The organism is Pseudoalteromonas sp. SG44-1 (genome assembly GCF_014164315.1).
In the GTDB taxonomy this organism is placed as follows: domain Bacteria; phylum Pseudomonadota; class Gammaproteobacteria; order Enterobacterales; family Alteromonadaceae; genus Pseudoalteromonas; species Pseudoalteromonas rhizosphaerae.
Genome location: NZ_JACJEW010000103.1, coordinates 1 through 5981, shown reverse-complemented (window position 1 = coordinate 5981; position 5981 = coordinate 1). Strand labels below are relative to the sequence as shown.

The 5981-nt window shown below is 34.8% G+C and carries 8 protein-coding genes; 2 read left to right on the top strand and 6 right to left on the bottom strand.

Going from position 1 to position 5981, the window contains the following annotated elements:
* Positions 1-309 precede the first annotated feature (309 nt).
* Positions 310-597: a hypothetical protein gene (locus H5187_RS22435; RefSeq protein WP_182794842.1), complete on the bottom strand. Its 288-nt coding sequence runs from the start codon at positions 595-597 to the stop codon at positions 310-312.
* 326 nt (positions 598-923) lie between these two features.
* Here H5187_RS22435 and H5187_RS22430 point away from each other — a divergent pair, with 326 nt between their 5' ends.
* Entirely contained in the window at positions 924-1979 is a 1056-nt protein-coding gene (locus H5187_RS22430; RefSeq protein ID WP_182794841.1) for a hypothetical protein, read from the top strand.
* A gap of 39 nt (positions 1980-2018) precedes the next feature.
* A complete protein-coding gene (locus H5187_RS22425) occupies positions 2019-2666 on the top strand; it encodes a leucine-rich repeat domain-containing protein (protein ID WP_182794840.1) in 648 nt (215 codons plus the stop codon).
* A gap of 71 nt (positions 2667-2737) precedes the next feature.
* Here H5187_RS22425 and H5187_RS22420 read toward each other — a convergent pair whose 3' ends face one another.
* From H5187_RS22420 to H5187_RS22400, 5 genes are all read right to left on the bottom strand, one after another.
* The gene (locus H5187_RS22420) at positions 2738-3142 is read right to left on the bottom strand and encodes a hypothetical protein (protein ID WP_182794839.1); all 405 of its coding nucleotides are present in this window, start codon (positions 3140-3142) and stop codon (positions 2738-2740) included.
* A 96-nt stretch (positions 3143-3238) separates the two neighbouring features.
* The gene (locus tag H5187_RS22415) at positions 3239-3670 is read right to left on the bottom strand and encodes a hypothetical protein (RefSeq protein WP_182794838.1); all 432 of its coding nucleotides are present in this window, start codon (positions 3668-3670) and stop codon (positions 3239-3241) included.
* Between the two features lie 702 nt (positions 3671-4372).
* Positions 4373-4597, bottom strand: a complete 225-nt coding sequence (locus tag H5187_RS22410; protein ID WP_182794837.1) for a DUF4304 domain-containing protein — start codon at positions 4595-4597, stop codon at positions 4373-4375.
* A gap of 74 nt (positions 4598-4671) precedes the next feature.
* Entirely contained in the window at positions 4672-5115 is a 444-nt protein-coding gene (locus H5187_RS22405; protein ID WP_220493326.1) for a GNAT family N-acetyltransferase, read from the bottom strand.
* Positions 5116-5281: 166 nt separating this feature from the next.
* A complete protein-coding gene (locus H5187_RS22400; RefSeq protein ID WP_182794836.1) occupies positions 5282-5839 on the bottom strand; it encodes a GNAT family N-acetyltransferase in 558 nt (185 codons plus the stop codon).
* Positions 5840-5981: the final 142 nt, after the last annotated feature.

Sequence of the window (5981 nt, the reverse complement as noted above, 5' to 3'; positions counted from 1 at the left end):
GACCTTGTGGTGCATAACTATATATCAACATGCTTACAGTACCTTGCTGAGCAGCCAGATAACCTTGAGCCACTGCTACCTTGGAACATTAAACAAAGCTAGGTGTCGTTAGCTATACGCTTACTGTATATCAGGAAACTGAGGCTCTCTATGGTCTCCCAAAAATTCAACTAAAAGCTCTTCTGTTTTATATCCAGGTCTTACTAGAAATTTTTCCATTTTGGTTAACGCCTCATACACCAGTACAGTGTTTGCATATTTAAAAAAGATGTAATTAAGTATTCAAATTTTAATTGAACAATACAAAAACTATTGCTTTTTATCTGGTGCTACGCGATATAGTGCGGGCTTGTTATTTCTAATTACAGAGATAGTGTTGCCTTCAAATACTACTTGCTTCCACTCAATATTAAAACTGTCTTTATCAATAATAAGTGATTCATCGCCTGTAATTTCATAGTCTAAAACGGGAGCACAAATTGGACCATCTTTGATACCGATAGTTGCTATGACGAAATTATCAGTAAAACAAAAATCCTCGATACGAGTGTCATCGATTATCGATAACATTAACCCTTCAAGTTTATTCTTTATCATCGCGATCTCATTAGACAAATGACGTCATATTAAACTGTAAACACAAAGACATAAGCACTGAATTACTGAAGTATAAAAATTTAGACAATCAATACCATATATATTTCAATATGTTACTTTATTTAACAGCACAATACTATGGCTGTAATTATCAAAAAACATCAATTAAAAATTTAAGTCAATAAAAGTTCGTAACCTTGCTCTGGTTCTTGCCCAAGGTTAAAATAGCCAGACTAAAACGATTTAGCCTTCGATGAACTCGGAACGATACAGCTTATTAGCTCATAAATTACAGCACATAGGCTTACCTAACTTAAAGGAATAAAATGAAATATACCGACTTTATGGATACTTACTATTTACCCCCTGATAATTTCACTGATTATGAGTTTTGGGGATTACAAGAATTTGTATCTAAAGAATCGCCTTCCCCATTAGGACTTTATATTCGAGACAGAAAGCTTGTTGGTTTAAAAGTGAATTGCAAACTCGACGCGACAAAGCGTAAAGCGATAGCTGAGATGGAAAATTTAGAACTTCTTGATTTAGGAATGCTAAAGGGGTTTTCTAATCCGTGGATGGCAGATTTAGCCAAGCTTCCTCATTTAAAGCTACTAATACTTTGGTATACTTCACTTAACGATGCTGGCATCAAAAAGCTTTCACAATCAAAGTCTTTAGAAGAGCTCGATATTAGATCGACTAAAGTAAGAGAGGCCGGTATTGAAAGTTTAGGAGAGTTAAAAAGTTTACGTGCTTTAAAAACATCCACTCCTTCATCAATTAACTTTACTTGTTTTGAAAGTCTATCTCAGCTAAGCCATTTGAAAATGCTCGACATAAGTCGTGCAAGTAATGTTTATCGTTCTAACTATATTGACGCTGATAGCATTCATAAAATGACTGAGGGATTGACAGCATTGGAGTATCTCAACCTTGACTGTATAGCTAGAGGTTCAGAGACAGGTTTTAAATTTTTAAAAAATTTACCTAATCTAAAGCGACTCTCACTGGAAAGTTTTGTTTTTGATGATGAGTCTATTGATACTTTACAGTTGTTCCAACAGATTGAATACTTAAATCTCAAATGGGCTAGTATACATACAATATCTCAAGCAAATCGTTTATTCCAAAACCTAAAAGTTAATCACTTAAATATCAATTACTTACTTATTCAAGTTTTTGATGAAAAACCACAATTAATCAAAAATATTCCTAATATATACTTTCAAAAGAGACTTGTTTTAGAATCAGAACGCAAATTGAGAGAGGTTTGTAAGCAATTTTCTCCTAATTTTATTGATAGTGAAAAAGATAATAGCGCTGATAATCTTGACTATTTTATTCGATTTGACCGTTGGACTGAAGCTAACATTGATTAGATAAATCTATTGATATTATTCAAACTTTAAGGAAATATTTTGACTCTTAATACTTTATTTGTGTGCGAAAGCTACGACAAAGGACTTTCTATTGTTGATTATATTGGCTCAGCTAAAGATGTAATCATACCCAATGAAATAGAAGGTAAAACAATATTGAGTATTGGCCCAAAAGCTTTTTCAGAAAAAGAACTCACCTCTGTAAGCCTGCCTGACTCTTTACAGAAGATTGGGTTAGAAGCTTTTTGCGAGAACTTTTTAACAACAATTAATTTACCCTTAGGATTAACTCATATTGGTGGTGATGCTTTTTATAAAAATAAACTTAAAGAACTCATGATACCTGAAACGGTTATGAGCTTAGACGCAGGTGCTTTTTGTCGAAACGAAATTGAAAAGTTGACTATCGAAGCCCCTTTATTAACCATAGCTAGTCATTGTTTTTGCAAAAATTTATTAACTGAATTACGATTACCAGACACAGTAAAGTTTATTCGTGACTATAGTTTTTCAAATAATAATTTTCAGCATTTATCTCTTCCCACTCATATTGAGGCGATAGAAGATAGCGCCTTTGCAGAATCTGAAAAGCTAGAAACCGTTCGAATGAAAAAAAGTTTTATGCACAAAGTCCCTCGGATTTTCCGAGGATCGCCGATTGATGATATTGATTATTCAATATGGTAGCCTTGTCTTAAAACATAGATTAACTTTATTGGTAGGTGTTTTCCCTAACAAAATACACCTACAAAGAAAGACTATGTAAATTTTCGTACCTTAATAACTTTACTTAATAAGTGCTTTTTCGGGTAGTTAATTGTTAACTCAAATCGCTCGAATTGATTAAAAATTAATTCATAACAGTTGTTAGATAGCTCGTTAAAATCAGTTAATAGAAAGCTGTTGTAAAATGGCGTAAAACTATACGTCGCTACTAGCTTAATCTGCTTATTTAAAATAACAACTTCACAGCCTTCTTCAAATAGGCAGTCCCAGTTAAGTAGAAGAAGATAATAATCAGCGAGCTCAAATTGTTTTTCTATTTCATAACCGGAGACTTGCAATTCAGTTTTGTCACCGCAAACATATAAATAAGACTTTAAAGGGCGATCTTCGTACTTACTTTTATGCTGCTGCAAACTAAATATTTTAATCGGAGTCAAAAGCTTTCCTTTTTGAATAATTCTGAGCTCGTAAATGTGTTGTAGTCTCTTGTTTGGTCTTCATTATAGAGAACAGCTAATTTAACTTAGGTTTCACTATCCACCCCATATAATTACGATAGCATTGTTATTAGATGCTGCGCTCTTTAAAAAATTAAACATTGAGTCAAACAGCCAAAAATCTGACGAACAATTCACTTCATTGAGCAACTCTTGAAAATATGGCTTCGACTTGTTTTCTAGCTCTGTCACAATTGACGCTATCATTTCTTTGCCAACAAATACAACATCGGGATCATCATATTCATTAGGTTCTGCACGGAGCTCCCCTTGGAATAACAAACTCAATGGTTCACCTTGGTTCTTTAATGCTAAAACCCAGGCGGGTATTGATTCTTCAGCATCGCAAGATTCATAATTCTGAATCTCAATTTCTCCTAAAACATCATACCATTCGCTTTTCGCTACCTTTCCTTCGAAAGCAGACCGAACTTCGTCTTCAACTTTATAAAATGTACCGAAACTCATTTTCACCTCTAACGAGCCTGTAGATTAACTCGCTTTTTATTTATGCATCAACCATAGCCGAGTTGCTATTTTGCTTCAATCGGTTACTTCGATTTTACGTAAAATATAAAAAGAGGATTTGCTGTTGCTTTAATTAGCGTTTTGGAAGGTATGACAGGTGTTTAAGTGGCTTATTTGGAGAGGTAGCAGCTTACCTTTATTAATGCATCGTGTTTTGCAGCTTTTCTATATTATGAACTAAGCAATACAGTTGCCGCAGTATGAAGTGAAAGCATTCACTTTCGTTTGACCGCGTAAGGTCAATTTATTCAGCGAAATTGATCGGAATGAATTTATTTTGGCAAGATAAGTCAGGCTTGACTCCTTACCTAATGAAAGAGCCATAACAATTTACCGTGGGTGAATAATATCTATTAGATCACAGTAACCCAGTGGATTCAAGGTTAAAAAACAATCAAGTCAAATGTGAAGAATTAGTTCCTAAAAAGAGTAATTCTACAGCCTCAACGCCCGCTTAAATTGCGTAAAAAGCTGGCTTTAGTTTTTGCTCCGCAAAAAATATGAGCGCTTTTGGAGTCAAATTTAAAGCCCTTGTTATATGTATTAAGCACAAAGCTTAATTGCTATCTCTTTACCGTTATTCCAGTACATATGAGGCCTAATTTCTTCATCAGAACTTAACAGCTGCTCAAATCGAAAGCGTTAATGGCAATCTAGTTCTTTTGGGTAGTCTACTTCTTTTGTTGCTTGAAAATAGATACGAACATTAAAGTAAACACAACCGCTGTTCCGAGAACATTGGATGTTGAACCACTTTGCTAATTCACCCTCAGCACAAGCCCAAGAAGCCCCTTTCTTTTTAAATCCAAAAGCTTTGAATTGAGCTTTTAATGCTTCTTGAAGTTTTTTACTTATAATCGACGACATATAGCACAATCTCTAAAATACATATAACGCCCTTGTTATACGCAAAAAAATCACCGTACAATTAAGATATACGACTAACTAAGATGTTCGAAACGTAGATTGCCGTCATTAACTCCAACTTCTCTAAAACCACTAGAAATCAAAACTTTTTTAGACGCGTCATTTTCCGGCGAAGTATGAGCAATAATACTATTTGTTTTTTCAAAAGAATATGCATGAGAAACGAGCGTATTAACTATTTCTGTAGCATAACCACGACGCTGCCACTCAGGTAGAACGGAATAACCGATCTCAACTATCCCATTACTATCTGGAGGCCCGAAATAACCACCTGAGCCAATTAGAGATCTTTCTCCTGAAATAGGATCAATATTTATTGCATACCAGCCATACCAACCTTGGGAAGCTTCACCGCCATTTTCGAAACAGGAAAGAAAAAACTCCATTGCATCTCTGTCGTATTCACCAGAAGGCCAACCATTTGAAACCGTAGCATTTAATTTTTCAGCAAGTAACAGAGGTGTTTCAAGTTCTATACGAATATGAGTAGCTGAGGATGATATTAATTCGATGCGGTCTGATTTTATAATTTTGATTTACTCCAATGTTAGAATTTGCAGCGTATAACGCCCCAATATGCCGACGAAACAAGCGCATCGAGTTGAGGTCGGAATAATTGGATTGTTATATTTCACTATACTCTGACTTAATTAAACCAAAGCATTTAAGATCATGAAACTGGTTTTTCCAGTACCCACTTTGACGTCTTACCCCTTCTTCTTTAAACCCTACTTTTAAAAGTAATGATTCTGATGCGGTGTTCCCTGGAACGGTATCGCCTTGTATACGATTAAGATTTCCGCAAGATAAGTCACCTGAAAATGCTGCTTTAACTATTCGATGAACTGCTTCAGTGGTAAAACCCTTACCCCAATATTTAGGCAGTAAATCATATCCAAGAACAGCGTTTTTCATTTTAGGACTCCAAGTATTAAAACCGCAAGTACCGATAAGTTGATTTGTTTCTTTTAGGCGAATAGCCCAACGAATACCTGATTTTTCCTTAAAACGAGAGTTAAAAAACTCAATTAAATGGCTTGCTTGTGACAGTTCAGTAAATGCCTCTAAATCATAATATTCGACAACTGAAATGTCCGAGAACAACTCAAATAAACTATTTGAATCTTCTTTTGATAATTGATCTAACCTTAAGCGATTTGTCTCTAAAGTTGGAAATGACAACCTAAATCCTCCGTGAACGGAGTTTTTCAAGTTAGTTGTCGCCTCAAGTTAAATTTTATGCCACCCGCATTTCTTCTTTTTTCTCAGGATTTAAATTTACTTCCTTAATTATTGACCAATCGCGTGATTTTCCTGACCAACG